Genomic DNA, 17,275 nt, shown 5'->3' on the forward strand with positions numbered 1-17,275 from the left:
GGCTTTGCTGTGCCTTTTTTTCTCCCAGAAAAGGCACAGGCTTTTTAATCTCTTTTAGAAACAACAAGAACTTAAAACGGTAAAACTATGTCAAATTTAGAAATATCTTCGAAAAAACTACATGTTGTTCAAACTGCTATACGCCTATTTACAACTTACGGATTTTGCACAGCAGGGGTCGACCTCATTGCCAAAGAAGCTAAAATACCGAAAGGCTCCCTTTATAACTACTTTCGGTCGAAAGAGCATCTTATTGAAATGTGCATTGCTTTTCAAAAGAGCAAACTTAAAGAAGAAGTGCTCGCCATTATTTACTCAAGCTGTTACCGCACTTCAAAAGACAAACTCAAAGAGATTGTCGTTTTACATGCCAACTTTAATAGCCTGTACTACCTTTTACTCAAAGCCTTTTTTGAAATTAAAATCGCTTATCCACAGGCTTACCGTATGGCAATGGAATATAGAAAATGGCTGCATCATGAGATTTTTGACCTTATTTTTAGTTTAGAAACTCATAAGTTAAAACCAAATGCTGACTTGGTTTTAAACCTAATAGATGGCTTGATGTTCCAGATTTTAAGCTCAAATAGTTTGGATGAAAGGGATGTGGTGGTGGAGAGGTTTTTTAGGGTTAGATAATGATTCTTTTTAATTTCTAGTTCTTAAACTCGCGCTCTTTTATTAAGTAAGAAATTGAAAAGAAAGTTAATGTTTAATTATCTTTTTATACTAATTAATCTTGAGTGATTATTATATATCTATTCAATGAAATAAAAAATTTAACTGTTTGTTTGAAAGTTAATCTTATGTAAGTAAAGGGGAAATTGAATAATTTGTATTTTTATGTAAAATAATGTTTTTATACGTACAATTCTGTATATTAGATGTTAACTAAAAACTTTATAACTTCTTCCATTATTCTTTTTACGGGTTTTATTCAATATGTTTACGCCATCGAAGATGTCTCTTTACCAGGTCAAGTACTACAGGAACAACGACTCAAAGAGCTGAATCAGCAATTACAAGACCAAATTACTCAGCAAACTCCTTATCAAAACAGCAAGACTTTACAGGATTTTAAACATCTGGTTGTTGAAGAGAGCCCCTGTGTAGCAGTTAAAAAAATTAGTCTTGTGCCGTTAAAAGAGCAGTCTGTTGCAGACTTGCAGCAATTTGACTTTGTGGTAAGAGCTATTCAAAAACATCCTCAGGCTGTTTTAGGAAAATGTATTGGCACACAAAGCCTACATAACATTGTGAACTATGCCCAAAATGAGCTTTTAAAGAAGGGTTTTATTACCAGTCAAATTGTCGTGAATCCTCAAGATTTAAATCAGGGTAACTTATATTTAAGTATACAAATTGGTCGATTGAATAAGGTCGTTATACAAGAAGGAAAAATATCGTCATTACAGCTTAAAACAGGACTACCATTTAAAACGGGCGATATCATTAATCTAAAAAAATTAGATCAAGGATTGGAAAACTTAAAACGTGTTTATGCTGTAGATATGCAACTTACCCCAGCAGTTTCTACAGATAAAGAATTAATGGGCTATACCGACTTAATACTTAAACTACAACCCTTACAAAAAGTTAATTTCAATTTAAGTGTAGATAACTCAGGTAATCAGGAAACTGGTACCTATATGGGTAATATAGGTGTAGGAGTTAATAACCCATTTCATTTAAATGATATTTTATCTTTAAACGTGAGCCATTCATTAGATGACTTCCATGAAAACTTAAATCGAAGTTACTTCATTAGTTATCAATTACCTTTTGGCTATTATGATTTAGGTGTTAGCTATAACGATTATCAATATAGACAAGGAACGGTTACTCCTAAATATCCTGTTATCTATCATGGTAATAGTCAGCAAGCCAACCTAAATCTCTCTCGTGTCATTAGCCGTAGTGGTCAACATAAAACCAGCATTTATGGCAAGCTTTATCATAAAGAAAGTCAAAGTTTTCTAAATGATATTGAGATTAATGTCTTACATCGTAAAACTTCAGGTTGGGTTTTGGGTCTACAGCACCGTCAATATTTGGGAAATGCCGTATTAGATGGCAGCATTGATTACCGTCATGGTATGGGAATAAATGCACTGACTGCACCAGAAGAAAATATTACCGATATTAATGGTAAACGTCTTGCTGTAGAAGGTTACTCTCGCGCTCCGCTTTGGAGTGCCGACCTCCGTTTTACCATGCCTTTTCTTTTGCTAGAGACCCCCGCGCAATATCGCCTTAATTGGCGTGGACAATATGCACCGAAAATTTTAGTACCTAATGACCGTTTTTATATTGGCGGACGCTATAGCGTGCGCGGTTTTGATGGCGAGCTCATGCTTTCAGGGGATAACGGACAGTATTTGCAGCAAGAAATTAGCCTAAATACTCCTATGCCTAACACTCAGTTTTATATGGCGGTTGATCAGGGCTGGGTCAATGGGCGTAATAGCATACCGGGGCAGCGTTATTTACTCGGCAGTGTTTTAGGGCTACGCACCTATCAAAATAGTTTTTATCTGGATGCCTTTACAGGTCGGGGGCTTATTGCACCTGACAGCATAAAAAAAGACTGGATTACCGGTTTTAGTATCAACCTTTCTTATTAATTTACTTTAGAAAAGACTTAATTCATGAACAAGAATAGTTATCGCATTATTTATAGCAAAGCACGTCAAATGTTTGTTGCCGTGGCTGAAAATGTAAAAAGCCAAACCAAAACGTCGGGCCAAAGTGAAGCAAGTGCACCGAACAATATTGCGCATACTGAATCTCAGGCATTTCATCAACTCTGGCAAGTAAAAGCGTTGGTTGCCAGCATTAGCCTATGGATGCCTTTAGCACCTGTATATGCCGATATTGTAGCGGACAGTGCTGCAAATGCTGCGAATAGAGCAGTGATTGGTGCTGGTAAGAACTCGGCAGGTACAGTTGTTCCTGTGGTCAATATTCAAACGCCAAAAAATGGTGTGTCTCATAATATTTATAAACAATTTGATGTATTAGCTGAAGGTGCTGTATTGAACAACAGTCGCCAAGGTGCTGCTACTCAAACCGTCGGTAATGTATCTGCCAACCCATTTTTGGCTACAGGTGAAGCGAGAGTTATTTTAAATGAAGTAAATTCATCAGCCGCTTCACGTTTTGAAGGGAACTTGGAAGTTGCAGGGCAAATGGCGGATGTAATTATTGCCAACCCGTCTGGTATCAATATTAAAGGTGGTGGCTTTATTAATGCCAATAAAGCAATTTTCACTACTGGTAAACCTCAGTTAAATGCTGATGGCAGTATCAAGCAGTTCACTGTAGATCAAGGAAAAATTACGGTCTCAGCAAACCCTAATTCTAAATTTGGACTGGGCGGAAATAATAACGATGCAAATTATGTAGACCTCTATGCACGTGCATTAGAACTCAGTGCTGAACTTCGTGCCAAAAATGATATTCAGGTCATTGCAGGTGCAAATGATGTTAGTGCAGATTTACAGGATGTTACAGCTAAAACAGGAGCGGGGACTGCGCCAACATTAGCCGTAGATGTTAAAGCACTGGGTGGGATGTATGCTAATAATATCTATTTGATGGGAACTGAAAAAGGTTTGGGTGTTAGTAATGCTGGAACTCTTGAAGCATTAAACAGTCTTGTTGTGACGAGTGCTGGTAAAATTGAAAACACAGGAGCGCTCTACAATAAAAATCCTCAAAATAGTTTATTAAGCCTAAGTTCAGGTGAGGGAAATGATATTGTTCATACAGGAACAATGATCACAAATGGTAATTTAATATTAGATTCTGGAAAAGATATAATAGTCGATCATGCTAGAATAGAAAAACACGGTGCCGATAATAAAAATATTGTTTCTTTAAGCGCAAAAAATGACATTAATATCAAAAACAGTGCAAATATACAAAACTTTGGTGAAGGTGGAGACCTTTACTTAGATGCAAATAATATCAATATTGGTAGTGATACACATTTAGGTGTAAATGGTTCAATTTCATTACAAGCCAAGCAAAATCTAATAGCAGATTATGTTAAAAATATTTCTGGTATGTATGATGTGAATTTATATGCTGGAAGCTTATTATCATTCAATAATACCTATCTTTGGGCCCATTTGGGAAACCTAAATCTTAATGCTGCAAACACCAATTCAAATCTTATATTGGATTCAGATAGTTTTAATGTAGGAAAAGATATCAATTTATATAGTTTAGGTGATATTAATTTAAAGAATTTAGGATTTGTACTTGAGAACTCTGCTACCCGCGCCAAAAATATTACTGCTTATAGTGGCCGTAATTTAGTTTGGGATAGCACAGGTAGAGCATTACCACAAATTGGTGGTGATGTAAAAGTTGAAGCAGCTAACTTGATTGATTTAAAAGGCTCTAATCTATCGAGTACAGGAGATTTAAAACTACAAGCTAAGGCTCTAAATATAGGAACAGATCTAAATGCTGGCAAAAACTTAAGCCTTAATGCGACTCAAAGTGATCTAAATTTAAATAAAACACTTACTGCACAAAATAATATTGACGTTACATCTTTAGATGGAAAAATTACTGCAACGGGGTTAAATGCAACGTCTTCTCAAGGCAAACTTTCAATATTAGGTGCAAAAGATACTCTCTTCACTAATGCAGGCACAACCAACACAGTATTAAAAGGTGGTCAGGGTGTTACTGTTGGAACTACTGGCATAGGTAATTTAACAGTACAGAATGCAATTTTAGAAAGCCAAAATGGCAATATTGTTGCGACTAGTGGGGCCAAAAATACGTTAACTGATAGTACGTTAACTGCTAAAAATAACATTGAAATATTTGCTACAGATGACCTTACTCTAGATGGTGTTAAATCTACATCGCAACAGCATACCGCATTAAATTCTAAAAAGAACCTTTATATAAATAGTCATGTGAATGCGTATGGAGTAGCAGATTTTAGCTCGACCAAAAGCAGTGAGCTGAATTCAACAGGTGTGTTGTCACTAGTTGGTGGAGGAAGCTTAAATGTTCAAAATACTAAGCTTACAGGCGGAGCTGTTTTAATTGAAGGTGAGTTCTTAAATACTGCAAAATCAGTAGACTTAAATGCTATAGGAAGTGATTTACTTAAAAATGATGCCAAATTAAATAACCTTAATGGTGATTTAAGTATCCAAACGAATTCAAACTTGACTATTGATCCTAAAATTCACAACTTAAAAGCAGCAGGTAATATTGAACTTATTTCCAAGAATGGCACTTTAGCTTTAAAAGGCTATGAAGGAACTGCGGGTAATGGATCTGAACAAGTTGTTAAGTTGGATACAGCCAATGGTGGTATTACTTTAGAAGGTGCCAAAGTCGATATTCAAGGTTCACAGTTAACAGCACAGAAAGATATTAAAATTACTGCAAGTCATGATGATTTATTGATTGATGGGGTGAAAAATAATATTATCAATAAAATAAGCACTAGTAAATTAGAGTATACTAAACAAGATTTAGCTAATATTAATAATTTAATACAACAATTTAAAAATAGTGAAAACTATAATTTGTATAAAAATAGTATTAATAATATAAATATTTCAGTTGAAAAAAAGAAAAAAGAGTATGAACGGGCAGTAAGTGATGATCTTCATGCAAAAAAAAGAGGACTTTGGGAACAACTAAAGAATTTGGAGCAAGAAAGAGAAAATTTAAAAAATAAATTTAAATATATTATCGATCAAGAAAGTAAATTAAATAATTTATTGGATGAGAAAACTAATTATTTTAACTATTTTAGTTCTAATGTTAATGGTTTTGAACATGCTGAATCTAATTTAATTTCAAGAACTGGAAATATTAATATATCTTCTGTTCTAGGTTTGTCTATTACGGGTGCTAATATTTCTGCCCAGTCAGGTCAAGTTAACTTAGAAGCAAATGGTATTTTGACACAATCATACAGTCCTGCAACTACTATAGGTGCAAGCACACAATCAAAAACACTTAGTGCAAGTATTATTATAGATGGACATTCAGACTTTTATGATAAAGGGAATGAAAGTAATCAAAATTATAGCTTCAGAACATTAGTCAGCCCTACTATTATTAATGGTGATAAAGGGGTTAGTATAAGAACTGTAGGTAAAAGTACAAGTGATGGTTTAGTTTTACAAGCTACAGGTATTACTTCAAAAAATGGTGATGTAAAAATAGAATCAAACAAAAATATTTTATTTGATGTTGCAATTGAACAAAGTTATGACCGCTCAACAACTACCGAGAAGAAAAAATCATGGGGTGGTTTAAAGAAAAAATATATTACTACTGTAGCTGAAAGTAATAGTACTAATGCAGCTTCAGTTGATATTTCTGGTAAAAATATTTTTATTGAAACTAAAAAATTAGACCCTTCTAGATATTTAAATACTCCAGATAATAATATTGATATTTATTCAGGCCGATTCACTGCTGATGGTGGACAAATTTCGATTAACTCTGGTGGTAATCTTAATTTTTACTCGGTAGAAGAGAGTACTAGCAGTAATGTAGATATTACTAAAAAATCATCATTTGCCGGTATTAAATACAATACTTCTAAAACCAACGCAACACGTACCCAAGTGAGTGAGTTACCTGCAACTTTAAAAGCTGACTATATTGGTACTAAATCGGGTTTTGATACCAGACTTGTTGGAACAGAGTTTGAGTATTTAAAAGGTGCATCAATTGAAGCTGGTGGTAAGTTAGAGTTAATTGCCGCGAAAACATCTATTACAGACCTCGTGAAAAAAGAAAAAAATTCTGTGGTTTGGCAATCGATGCAAGATAAAGGGTCAATTACCGAAACAGCTCAATTGCCAAGATTCAATGGGCCTGTTTTACCAACCATTAATGCTGCAGGAGGTTTAGTAGTCCAAGTTCCTATTAGTGAAAAAGATGCGAATAAAGCTGAATTAAGAGATGAAATTTTAAAACTGGCAAATCAGCCCGGAAATGCTTACTTAAAAGAATTAGTTAACCGTAAAGATGTAGATTGGCAGCAAGTCCTTCTTACTCAAAAAGATTGGGACTATAAGTCACAAGGGTTAACGGCTGCTGGTGCTGCACTTATTGTTATCATTGTAACTATTGCTACGATGGGTTCAGGTACAGCCGCTGCGGCTGGTGCAGCAGGAGGTGCGGCTGCAAGTGGTACTACTGTTGGGCTTGGTGCGAGTATGATTGGTGCTGCTGGTGTGACTACCACAGCAGCAGGAGCAATCGTTCCATCTGCTCTAGGTGCTATGGCAAATGCAGCTGTTACAAGTTTAGCAACCCAAGCAAGTGTAAGTTTAATTAATAATGGCGGAAATATAGGGAAAACGCTTAAAGAGTTGGGAAGTAAAGACGCGGCTAAGAACTTGGCAGCTTCTGTTGTAACAGCTGGTTTAATGAGTCAGGTTAGCTCGGCACTGAACTTAAAACCTGATAGTACGGTTTTATCAGATAGATTAGTTAATAACTTTACAAGTTCAGTTGGTTCAACATTAGTGCAAACCGCAATTAAAGGTGGAGACTTAGAGGAGAACCTTAAAGTAGCTTTACTGTCTGGTTTAGCTGGTGCATTACAAGGTGAGCTGGCAAGTCAAATTGGAGATAATTTAGATAAAGTAGATCCAAATGTATGGGAATATACTATTCATAAGATTGCACATGCAGCGGTAGGATGTGCAACAGCAGCTGTAACCAAGCAAAGTTGTGAGGCAGGTGCAATTGGAGCAGGAGTTGGGGAAATCGTTGCTAGTCTGATGCCTGACCCAGTCAACGGAATCGAATATAATGACGAAGAAAAGTTCAAAATTAAAAGCACTGGAAAAATTGTTGCTGGTGTAGTTTCTGCTTACGCGGGCTATGATGTAAATACTGCTGCTAATTCTGCAGATATAGCTATACAAAATAATTCATTAGTAAAATTAGCCTCTACTACTGGTAAAATTTTAGTTAAATCATTAGATGAGATAAATGCTCTTAGAAAAGCAGGGAAAAATTTTACGGTAAATGATTTAAAAGCTTCTATAAAAAAACAAGGTGCTGACGATTTGCTCGGAATGGCAGATGATTTATATAGCATTTTTGCAAGAAATACTTCTAATTTTGATAGAGTTCTGGCAGCAATTGATTTAATCGTTGGAACCGATTTAAAGAAAGGTAATGGTATTGCTTCTAGAAAAGTAGAAGAATTGATACGTGATAAAGCATTTGTTCAGAATTTAGCTGGAAAAAATGTCAATACACCAGCCTTACCTAAAACACCATATCATCCAGACATGGTAACACTTAGGGCTCTAACCCAAGCTGAAAAAAATGCGTGGATTACTCAATTACCTCAGACTATAGTTAAGCAAAAAGTTACAGTAGGTGGTAAAGCAATAGATGTTGATCTAACAACAACATTAAACCGTATTATTAATAATAAACCTTTAAATAGTCGTGATGGAGTAAAATACCAAAATATTTCTAAACCATCTATCCCTTATAAACAACCTGGCATGCCTGTTTCAACTGGTAAAAATTTTGAAGAATGGACTGTACCAACACCTGGAATTGCTAGTAGAGGTAATCAACGAATTGTCATAGATAGAGATACTGGAATATTATATTACACACCTAATCATTATGGCACTGCACAAACAGGAGCGACTAATACTTGGCGTGTATTAGGAAAATTACCTTAAAATTTTTAATATAGGATTTTTGATGTGAAGAGTATAAAATTACAAGATGATATATGTCATTTTTATTGTGAACAAGATAATATTGATAAGCTGATTGTTGATATTTCTTTTGATATATCTGATTTTGAATTTTTGCAAGAAGTTTATAATTTATTCGGTGAATGTGTGTATGGTAATGGTCGGGAGTCTTTAAATGATATTCTTGTTAATACAAAATCATTTGGAGGGAACTTATCTTCATTTCATGATTATTTAAGAGGATATTTAACTGGTATTTTTTTAGAAAAAAGAAATGAATTTTTATTAGTTAATATTACTAATAAAAATAAAAAAAATATTAATGAAGACTGGTTAGCTTTTTTTAATATTTTGGTGCAGACTTTTTTTGATTCAAATCGTGATATAAAGTATGGTGCTTATATGAGTTTAAGTATATCAAGAAGTATAGTTGTTAATATGATGGATTATTTTTCATTTTTAATTTCTGATCATAATAATAAACCCAAAGATGAAGTGGATGCTGATGGTAATTATTTATAAAAAATAATGATAAAAAAAGAGACCATACATTGGTCTCTTTTTTTAATTAATTAAATATTTTTTATAAAACCTAACCCAACTTTTGTATTTTCCGTAAAGTTGGTTTTTTTCCTAAATATAACGCAATCATGCCCCTTAAAGGTAAGAATGCATAACGATAAGATGTAAACAAATAAATACAGGATTGCATTATAGTGGACTAAGCATCAGTAAATTTCACTATTGTTCTAAAAGAAAGCTCATCGATAGATGAGCTTTCTTATTACACATTGATTAAAAATATACACAAACCTCTTTAAAACGAGTTGGAACGCTACAAACGCTGATGCTAATTTGAATTCCACTCTTCCCAATAAGTGAGGTGAGCAATGAAATTGTTAGCTTTGATTAGCATGGGAGTTGCAGCAAGTTATTGGTATAAAACTATAAAAGATAGCAAGCCAGCTCTTCTGAAACCAACTTTTGATGAAATAGTAAAAACTTTGTATTAGCAGAATTTAAAGTCTAATGCATATTCTTAAATTTAGTTAAATAAAAAGCTCATCGGAAGATGGGCTTTTTTTATTGGAGTAAACACCAACAAACTTATAGTTTTTTATATAGGAGTAGGAAAATATTGATTCATCTTAGCGTCTATATACTTGTTATAAATAAAAAAAAGACCATTTAAGGTCTCTTTTTTCTTAATTGCCCCAGCATCCTCAAATTTACTTTTTAGTCGTATCCACAGAAACTACAACAGATAGACCTGGGCGCAACAACTTAATATCTTTTTGATTTTCAATAAGCTTGATGCGTAAAGGTAAACGCTGAACAATCTTGGTAAAGTTACCTGTCGCATTGGTCGCCGATATTGGAGAGAAAAATGCGCCAGTAGATGGAGAGAAGCTGTCTACTATACCTTTTAACTCAACATTGTAAGCGTCAACATAGACAGTGACAGGCTGACCAATTTTAATTTGTTTTAGCTCAATTTCACGGAAGTTTGCTTCTACATAGACTTGATCTAAAGGCACAACGACCATGAGTGGATTACCAGCGCTTACAAAGTTACCTACGTTAGCTGACTTTTGACCAATCATGCCATCAATAGGTGCTCGAACTTCTGTATAACTCAAATTCAGTTTTGCTTTATCAAGTGCCGCTTGTGCTTGTTTAAGAGCAGCTTGTTTGGCTTGAACCTGAATTTTATATTGGTTGAGCTGATACTGTGCATCGGTAACTTTTTCTTTACTGCTGTCTAAGTCAGCATATTGCTCAGTCAATGTGGTTTTTGACTGTTGTGTAATTAATCTAGACTCAGCACCAAGTGCCTGTAGTTGCTCATAACGCGCTGTATTATCTTTGGTGAGTTTAATTCCAGCTTCTACTTTTCTAAGCTGAGCCTCTGTTTCTCGAATAACAGTCGGTTGTCTTTCTACTGCCAGTTTTGCTTCATTTAAATCAGCTTCCGCTTTAGCATAATTAGATTCTGCTTCAGCTAAAGCAGCTTCATAATCTCTTGCATCAATCCGTGCCAAAAGCTGGCCTTTTTTTACGGTCTGATGATCTTTAATATAAATTTCTTCGATATTTCCAGAGACTTTAGGAGCAATGGTTGAGTACTCTACATCTACACGTGCATCGTCTGTTTCAATAGTCGAAGATGGTAAAAATATAAGTTTTAAAACCCATAAAATAGAGACTAAAACAATAATGAACGCAATAACCATAACCCAATGCTTTTTGAGATATTGCACCTTTGTTAATTTGGCTGACTCGGTCGCAGAGTGATCTTGGGCTTCTAGAGTACTCATAAAGATTTTCCTGAGTTATGACTATTCATTAACTTAATGAGAGCAATGCGTGGTGGATAAGTTCTAACGGGTAAAATCAGCATCACAATGAATAAAATTGCAGTAAGGCCAGCTAAAATTAGATATTGATCGCTAATTACTAAAACAGATTGTTGCGCTTGAATCGCAGAATTTAGGGCAGATAAACCGCCTGAAACACGATCTGCACCATTTGCGTTAAGTACAGGGGGAGTAAGCGGATTAATGACAGGGCCTTGAATATTTTGGAAAACATGTTGTGCGGTATTTTCAATCAACCGTGTTGAATGGTATTCACCACGTACGCGATTGACCCAATCCAATATGCACACACCCAGTACACCGCTAATCGCACGCGGCGTGTTAATCATCGGTGATGCATAAATTGCCATGGTTGGATGAACACTGTTTGTACCCATCATTAAGAGTGAGAGCACGACACAGGTTTGGCCCAAACATGAGATGGCATGCCAAAAGTAAAATTGGTCTTGATTCCAAGTGGTATCGAGTTGGCTTGCACCTAGGCAACCGGCCATCACCAGAAGCAAACCAAAGCCATGTACATAACGGCTGTCGACCCAAGCTTGATTTAAAAGCTTAATAACAATTGGAATATAAATAAATTGTAAGGCCGCAATTTGTAAACCAATCCACATGGTTTGAGTTGGTTTATAACCATGTACAGCGCTTAAGTAATTGAGTGGTAAAGTGCTTGTTGACATGCCAATAACCACAAAACAAAATAGGGCAATAACGGCATAGGCAAAATTTCGTATTTCGAGCATTTGCGGTTTAATTAATGGAGTTGGATAGCGCCATTCATGTATTAAAAATAAAGGTAAGGTAATGGCACTGATTAAAGCCAAAACACTAATCAATTTAGAATGGAACCAGTCCAAGTGATTGCCATGTAAAAGCATGGTACTTAAGCTTGCTAAGCTAATAATGGCTAAAATGGCACCTGTCCAATCGTAAGTTTTTATTTTTGAATAATTTAATGGATCTTGGGGAATACCAAAATAAACTAGCGCAGCGCTTAGTGCACAAAAAGGAATGGTTTGGAAAAATATCATTTTCCAACCAATCACATCTAAATAAAAAGCTGAGAGTGCAGCACTTAAGTTGGGAAAGAAAGTTGCTGTTAGCGCATAGCAGGCCAAACCCCATAAACGGATTTCTGGCCCTAAAAATCTAAGTGCACAGGCCATGAGTAAAGGAATGGTTAACCCATTGGCAAGTCCTTGCAAGCCACGCAATAAATAAAATATTTCAATGTTGGGACTAAAAGGAATTAAAACGCTAGAGACGAGACAAAGACCTATGGCAAAAAGAAGGACTCTACGCATTGAAAAAATAACGGCCCAACTGGTAGAGAGGATCATGCCAATAATCATGGCACTGGCATAAATACTGCTGACCCAATAACCAGAGTCGACACTAATACCCATTGCACCGCGAATATCGACCAAAGTAATACTGGTAATTCGGTTATTAAATTCGACAGTCATTGCTGCAAAAATTGCACCTGCCAAACCGATGAGTGGTCGTATATTCATCTTTTACCTTAAATTTTAAAAATGAACTCGTTGCATAGAGCAGTTATTGAGCTCAACTGTACCGATCGGTACTGTACTATCTTATTAAAATTACGTCAATTATCGATTTTGAACTTTTCGATGAGTTACACTAAACATGAAATTTCTAAATATATTTGTAGGTTCGTATGTCTGATTGCATTAAAGCCAATGAGAAAGATCAAAAAATTCTGGATGCAGCAACAAAGTTTTTTCTGATCCACGGTTTTAGTGGCACAACGACAGACATGATTCAAAAAGAAGCTGGTGTTTCAAAAGCCACCATGTATGGTTGTTTTAAAAATAAAGAAGCGATGTTCGCTGCAGTCATTGAACGTCAATGCACCAACATGCAAAAGCAAATTATTTTAGTTGAAACGCAAGCTAAAAATTTAAGTTCAGCTTTAACAGAGATGGGTAAAACTTATCTCTGCTTTATATTGTCACATTCAGGTTTGGCTTTTTTTAGGGTTTGTATTGCTGAAGCAGTCAGATTCCCAGAATTATCTGAAAAATTCTTTGAACTTGGACCACAAAAACTGGCAAATATTATTGCGGGTTATCTTGAAAAATCGGTCAAACAAGGAGAAATTGAGTTAAGTTCTTCCTCTGAAGCTGCGGCAAATATCTTTTTATCGCTTTTACGAAGTGATGCTCATTTAAAATGTCTGACCCATCCTGATTATTTAATATCTGAGAGTGAAATTAGTGTTTGGGTTGAATATGTAGTCGATTTATTTTTAAAGAATATGAATTATCAAGAAAATAAGCGTTCTATATAAAGGATCAAACGAAGGCCGCGAGAAGCGGCCTTTTTAATTCTGTCTCAAAAAGATTTATGGTTAATGATGTCCCTGTGAAACACCACCATTACCATCTGGAAGGCTAATGCGAATGTTTTGCATCATGCCTTGATCTTCATGATCTAAAATATGGCAGTGCAATACAAAGTCACCAATGTAGCGTTGGTACTTGGTTCTAACAATGACTTTATAACTGGCTCCTTTTACATTTTTAACCCAAATGGTGTCTTTCCATGTGCCTTTTAGACCACGGTATTGTGGGTCGGGTGGAGCGGATTTGTCGTAGTCATCAACGGCGTTGATATCACTGACATCTTTTCCACTCGGATCTCTAATCTCAACGATCTGAAATGGATTTACATGAATGTGGAATGGATGGCTGGCTAATTTAGAGGTGAGTATCCATTCATCGGTTTTGCCCAACTCGAGCGTACGGTCAATTCGGTCTGGTTTATATGGTTTTCCATCGACCTGAAATTGAGTTGGATTAGCCTTAGTATCAATATTAAATTCTAAAAATTGTTTATTTGGTGTTGCCGGTAAATCCTGATGAGGAACAAAATGACTGAGCTTTAAATTTTGTTGTAAATCTTGAAGCACAGCGGGACGCATATCTGGTGCAATATTGCGTGTTGCATTATTACTTAATGCTGTTGTTAAAGACTGAGGTGCTGAAGTGGATTTATTGACTTGAATAATCCCAAGTAAGCGTCTCTCAGAAGATATACGGTCCACGTTAGCAGAAACTGAAGCAGCTTCATCAATCAGACAATAGCGGCCTTCTTGCGGGAATTGCATTAAGGCATCAAAACGGTAACCCGGTTGAAAAACAGTGACTGTTTTATCCATGACTTGTTTGAAAGTTAAGCCATCGGCTGCAATAAGGTGTTGACTTACAATCGGGCCTGTACAGCTTTCTCTTAATAATTGCTTTTCACCCGTTGGTGTTAAATCGAGTTTAGAAGGGATGTTTTGCATTTGACGAACGCTCAGGTTAATACTGTCGCGCACACCAGCATGAACCATTCGCCAACGTTCGACTTGTCCTGCTACAGCTTGAGTAATGAAAGGTTGAACTTCACCATTAATGCTTGTATATCGTCCTGATTTCCCCCAACCGCCGACACCAAAGCCCTGATAATCCCTAATTTCACCAATTTGATTATTTGGGCAAATATAATTACCTTTTGAGTCAGTTTGGATTTTACCGTTAGCATCATAGCAAGCATATTGAATTTGCTGAAAAACCAGCGTTCTTTCTTTAAAACCATAGGTGAGTAAATCTAAATCACCTGTTTTATTTGGTGTGGGTTGACGATATCCACGAATAATCAAAGCACCTGCCATACCACTTGCGACTTGAATCGCGGTTGAACCATGTCGATGCGGATGATACCAAAATGTTCCGGCTGGATGATCAGGCGGTATGTTGTATTCATACTGGAAGTTAACACCTGGATTAATCGAAACTAAAACGTTATCACTATTTCCTGCTGGGTTAATCCATAACCCATGTGTATGCATATTGGTACCATCAAAACAATGTGGTTTATTCACGTCAAAATGATCGCCAGTGCAACTTGGGTCTTTTGGAAGTTTTTTATGGGTAATTGGATCTATATCAAGCTGATTATCTAAAGTTGCTCGTACAGTTTCACCAGGAAACACCTCAATGGTTGGAGCAATATAAGGCGTATTGGGCTGTGTATTTGTGCCTTGATAGCTGCGTAACATGACTTTGTCATAACTGTTTGTTGCTGGGTTCCAGAGTCTATTTATTGTTTTTTTTACCTCCCAAGTAAACAATGCTTCATTTGAAGACTGCATTTGCGGAACGTTTGTTGTGGCAGTAGTAGGGCTTGGTGCCGCAAGTAAAGCTTGATGATTACGTGCAACAGACATTTCAGGAGGGTCTTCTAATATACGTTCAGAAGACTCCTCTGCTAAGGCATACCCACTCACTAACGTTAGAGGGGTACATACTATTAAATGAGCTATTTTCATAATAAATATAGGCCTGAAAAATCAGGCCTCTCCCTTAATTATTATTTTGAAGTTTCTAAGCGAACTTGAGAAATGCTCAGTCCTTGAGAACTTACTTTTTGCTTCACTGGGTTAAGGGTTAAATCGGTAGCAACAAACTGAACCTCTAAGTCTTCAGCAGGTACGCCTAATTGATTAACTTGATCGCTGACTTGATAGACCAATTGACCCATAGCACCATTGCTCGCATGCCCGCTGTGGTTATGATCTAACACACCGAAATAGTTAATTGTGGCAACATAAATTTTTTGGTCAGGTTTATTTTTAGGAGATAAATAAATCTTATAAGTTAGATTTGGATTACCCACCATTTGTACATTATCTAAGATTAAATAAGTTTGTCCTGATGAAAGTGTAGTTTGAGAAAGTTGACTAGCACTTTTTAAGAACGTTGTGGTTTGAGGCGCTAAAGCTACTTTTTGACTTACACCCATCAGTTTAATGGTTTTATTGCTGCTGACTGGTTTATGCGCTTTTTTAAATAGATTTACTTTTCCTGCTTGACTACTCATAACTGGTGCTTGAATTTTACATGCGTTTTCATTGGTATAACGCACCGGAATTTTACCAGGGGTAAATACATCAGCAATGGTCATGGTGACTTTATTGCCGTTTTCGTCTGCAAAGGTGTATCGAGTGTCATACCAGCTATCTGGCATACCTAAGTTTTTCTTTGCCCACTCAAGTGTAATGGGTTGCCCATTGGCTTTTTTATTTAGCCAACATTGCCACAAGCGGTCGATATTGGCATGGTGCATATAAAATACAGGGTCTAAACCTGCAATTGGTACAAATCCCATATCTGGCAGCACACAGTTTTTACCTACCGCGCAGTGCATTACACCATGGGGCTGAGACTGTAACTGATTGGAAAATGATGTGAAGTCATTCCATTTAAATGCTTGGGCAGCGCTGGCATCGTCTGGATCTATAGCGCTGATATTCTCATTTAAACCAGGTGTACGGAACTGGTCATATAAGCTACCTGCTTGTTTACCTCGAACCAATTGAGGCAGCGCTAGTCCTTTCCCATTAGCCGCTTTTTCTTGGTAATAGTCCCAATAAGGAAGAGAGTAATCTTGTCCAACATACTTACGCACTGTTCGCTCGTAAAAATAAAGCATCATACGGTGCCAAGGTAAGAAGTTTAGATTGCCATGTTGGCATGTACCCCAAACTTCATCGGTAAAACCATCTTTTGGAACTGTAGAATTTTGAATATGTTTATAGTAACTATCACACAAGGCTTGACTATTATCTTGTAAGCAACCTGCCATACGGTTTTTAAGATATGTAGTTTTATCAGTGCCATGTGTGCCCGTACCAAAATAGCCGTGAGTATTTGCCCAATAATTAAAACTTGTACGAAACTCCGGAGATAATGGATTTGCATTATTATTTGCTCGCATTTTTTCCAGACCTTTTTGCAGTGCGCTTACTTTGGCTGGGTCTTTTGCAAACTCCGTGGCACTCATTCGCAGTGAGTCGGCATGTGTTGCTAAGCTCATGCCACATAAAAGAGTGCCTAATATATAATAATTTCTTTTCATGGTTTAAAATCCTTATTGTGTTTAATATTCTTATAGTTCGTAAGTTATTTGTAGTATGAGAAATTTCCAAATAATTGGATAATTCTTGTACATTAATCTAGCACATAAAATAGTCATTATTAAAGATTTATCTTTAATATTAACTTTAGATTAATTTAATTTTTAAAGCTGTAATTTTTTAGAAAAACTTAATTTTATTATTTTAACTAAGATTTTGTTTATTATTAATTATTTATTTAA

At 36.0% G+C, this 17,275-nt stretch carries 9 protein-coding genes and 1 pseudogene; 6 read left to right on the forward strand and 4 right to left on the reverse strand.

Annotated elements, in window-relative coordinates:
• The first annotated feature begins 87 nt into the window (after nt 1–87).
• The 5 genes and pseudogenes from NE363_RS08825 (at nt 88) to NE363_RS08845 (ending at nt 9,759) form a co-directional block, all read left to right on the forward strand.
• Nucleotides 88–639 (forward strand): TetR/AcrR family transcriptional regulator, encoded by a 552-nt coding sequence (locus NE363_RS08825; RefSeq protein ID WP_445536290.1) that lies wholly within the window; start codon nt 88–90, stop codon nt 637–639.
• Between the two features lie 245 nt (nt 640–884).
• Nucleotides 885–2,624, forward strand: a complete 1,740-nt coding sequence (locus NE363_RS08830; RefSeq protein WP_445536292.1) for a ShlB/FhaC/HecB family hemolysin secretion/activation protein — start codon at nt 885–887, stop codon at nt 2,622–2,624.
• A 24-nt stretch (nt 2,625–2,648) separates the two neighbouring features.
• Nucleotides 2,649–8,711, forward strand: coding sequence for a two-partner secretion domain-containing protein (locus tag NE363_RS08835; protein WP_445536293.1), 6,063 nt, complete (start codon nt 2,649–2,651; stop codon nt 8,709–8,711).
• A 24-nt stretch (nt 8,712–8,735) separates the two neighbouring features.
• Nucleotides 8,736–9,251 (forward strand): hypothetical protein, encoded by a 516-nt coding sequence (locus tag NE363_RS08840; RefSeq protein ID WP_445536294.1) that lies wholly within the window; start codon nt 8,736–8,738, stop codon nt 9,249–9,251.
• A 368-nt stretch (nt 9,252–9,619) separates the two neighbouring features.
• A pseudogene (locus tag NE363_RS08845) lies at nt 9,620–9,759 on the forward strand (hypothetical protein).
• Between the two features lie 199 nt (nt 9,760–9,958).
• On the opposite strand, the gene NE363_RS08850 reads toward NE363_RS08845, so the two are convergent.
• Both NE363_RS08850 and NE363_RS08855 read right to left on the reverse strand, forming a co-directional pair.
• Nucleotides 9,959–11,047, reverse strand: coding sequence for an HlyD family secretion protein (locus NE363_RS08850; RefSeq protein WP_445536295.1), 1,089 nt, complete (start codon nt 11,045–11,047; stop codon nt 9,959–9,961).
• Nucleotides 11,044–12,621 carry an MFS transporter gene (locus NE363_RS08855; RefSeq protein ID WP_445536296.1) on the reverse strand — a complete coding sequence of 526 codons (1,578 nt, stop codon included), beginning with the start codon at nt 12,619–12,621 and terminating at the stop codon, nt 11,044–11,046. Before NE363_RS08855 ends, NE363_RS08850 begins: the two co-directional genes overlap by 4 nt.
• A 167-nt stretch (nt 12,622–12,788) precedes the next feature.
• Here NE363_RS08855 and NE363_RS08860 point away from each other — a divergent pair, with 167 nt between their 5' ends.
• Complete coding sequence (locus tag NE363_RS08860) at nt 12,789–13,421, forward strand: TetR/AcrR family transcriptional regulator (RefSeq protein WP_445536297.1); 633 nt, start codon at nt 12,789–12,791, stop codon at nt 13,419–13,421.
• Nucleotides 13,422–13,481: 60 nt separating this feature from the next.
• Here the strand turns inward: NE363_RS08860 and NE363_RS08865 are convergent, their stop codons facing one another.
• Nucleotides 13,482–15,446: a multicopper oxidase family protein gene (locus tag NE363_RS08865; protein WP_445536298.1), complete on the reverse strand. Its 1,965-nt coding sequence runs from the start codon at nt 15,444–15,446 to the stop codon at nt 13,482–13,484.
• A 41-nt stretch (nt 15,447–15,487) separates the two neighbouring features.
• Nucleotides 15,488–17,035, reverse strand: coding sequence for a tyrosinase family protein (locus NE363_RS08870; RefSeq protein WP_445536299.1), 1,548 nt, complete (start codon nt 17,033–17,035; stop codon nt 15,488–15,490).
• Nucleotides 17,036–17,275: the final 240 nt, after the last annotated feature.

The organism is Acinetobacter sp. G18 (assembly GCF_052660225.1).

Excerpts from the sequence above, each read along its gene's own strand:
- NE363_RS08825 (WP_445536290.1), top strand. The coding sequence starts at position 88 with ATGTCAAATTTAGAAATATCTTCGAAAAAACTACATGTTGTTCAAACT.
- NE363_RS08830 (WP_445536292.1), top strand. The coding sequence starts at position 885 with ATGTTAACTAAAAACTTTATAACTTCTTCCATTATTCTTTTTACGGGT.
- NE363_RS08835 (WP_445536293.1), top strand. The coding sequence starts at position 2,649 with ATGAACAAGAATAGTTATCGCATTATTTATAGCAAAGCACGTCAAATG.
- NE363_RS08850 (WP_445536295.1), bottom strand. The coding sequence starts at position 11,047 with ATGAGTACTCTAGAAGCCCAAGATCACTCTGCGACCGAGTCAGCCAAA.
- NE363_RS08855 (WP_445536296.1), bottom strand. The coding sequence starts at position 12,621 with ATGAATATACGACCACTCATCGGTTTGGCAGGTGCAATTTTTGCAGCA.
- NE363_RS08860 (WP_445536297.1), top strand. The coding sequence starts at position 12,789 with ATGTCTGATTGCATTAAAGCCAATGAGAAAGATCAAAAAATTCTGGAT.
- NE363_RS08865 (WP_445536298.1), bottom strand. The coding sequence starts at position 15,446 with ATGAAAATAGCTCATTTAATAGTATGTACCCCTCTAACGTTAGTGAGT.
- NE363_RS08870 (WP_445536299.1), bottom strand. The coding sequence starts at position 17,035 with ATGAAAAGAAATTATTATATATTAGGCACTCTTTTATGTGGCATGAGC.